Here is a 1,237-nt window from a genome sequence, read left to right on the forward strand (position 1 = left end):
TGGCCCCCTCGACGATGCGCCGGAAGAGAGCGAGCCGGCGGCAGGGAATACCGACCAGGAGGCACCGGCCGCGGCCGGTGCCTCCGACACGACGGCCGGGATGGCCGACGACCACCACGCCGGGACGGCGTCAGAACGGTCCGGACTGAGCTTCGCCGAACTCGAGGCTCGCCTGGCCGAACGTGCCCGGAGCCGCGTCGACGATGACGCTGCCCCGGGGGCGGAATCCACACCCAGTGAGAACGACTCATGAGCACTACCAGCGAAAAACTTCAGAAGGTCCTGGCCCGCGCCGGGCTGGGCTCCCGCCGCGAGATGGAGGCCGCCATCGCCGATGGGCGGGTCAAGGTCAACGGCCAGGTGGCCACCCTCGGCGACCGCATCGAGATGCGCGACAGGGTGCTCTTCGACAACCGCCCGGTGACCCTGCGCGGTGCCGACGAGGTGCCGCGGCGGGTGATCATGTACAACAAGCCCGAGGGCGAGCTGTGTACTCGCAAGGACCCGGAGGGTCGGCGCACCGTCTTCGATCGTCTGCCGCGTCTCAAGGGCGAGCGCTGGATCGCCATCGGCCGCCTCGATATCAACACCAGTGGGCTCTTGCTGTTCACCACCGACGGCGAGCTGGCCAACCGGCTGATGCATCCCTCCACGCAGGTGGAGCGGGAATATGCAGTGCGCGTCATGGGCCAGGTGACCCGCCAGAACGTGGTCGCCATGGTCGAGGGCGTGATGCTCGATGACGGTCCTGCTAGCTTCACCGATGTGCAGGAGTTCGGCGGCGAGGGGATCAACACCTGGTTCCACGTGGTGATCCAGGAGGGTCGCAATCGCGAAGTGCGCCGCCTGTGGGAGTCCCAGGGGCTCACCGTCAGCCGCCTCAAGCGGGTGCGCTACGGCAACATCTTCCTCGACAAGCGGGCCAAGGCGGGCGAGTGGCTGGAGCTCTCCCAGGACGAGATCGATGACCTGGCAGAGCTGGCCGGGCTGGCCTCGCGCAAGGTGCCGGACCTCACGCCGGACGAGAAGAACCGCTGGAACCGCGACAAGCACAAGCGCAAGCCGGTGCAGGCCATGCGCAAGCCGAAGACCCGAACTCGCCACTGATCGGCGGCTGCGACAAAAGGCAAAAAAGTCCTTGTCAGCGCGGGGGCAAATCAGTAATATTTGCTCCCGTTCGGGGGGTCGTTAGCTCAGTTGGTAGAGCAGTTGGCTTTTAACCAATTGGTCGTAGGTT

The 1,237-nt window shown here is 66.2% G+C and carries 1 protein-coding gene and 1 pseudogene; both read left to right on the top strand.

What is annotated here, in order from left to right; genetic code table 11:
- A pseudogene (locus tag IBX53_RS16140) lies at window positions 1–253 on the top strand (SMC-Scp complex subunit ScpB); the annotation flags it as partial.
- Window positions 250–1,107: a 23S rRNA pseudouridine(2605) synthase RluB gene (gene rluB / locus IBX53_RS16145; protein WP_290911417.1), complete on the top strand. Its 858-nt coding sequence runs from the start codon at window positions 250–252 to the stop codon at window positions 1,105–1,107. The pseudogene IBX53_RS16140 and the gene rluB, both read left to right, overlap by 4 nt.
- Window positions 1,108–1,237 lie beyond the last annotated feature (130 nt).

The organism is Halomonas sp., assembly GCF_014859505.1.
In the GTDB taxonomy this organism is placed as follows: Bacteria; Pseudomonadota; Gammaproteobacteria; order Pseudomonadales; family Halomonadaceae; genus Halomonas.

What these genes read in the sequence shown, in the direction of transcription:
- rluB (WP_290911417.1), top strand. Translation starts at nt 250, where the DNA reads ATGAGCACTACCAGCGAAAAACTTCAGAAGGTCCTGGCCCGCGCCGGG.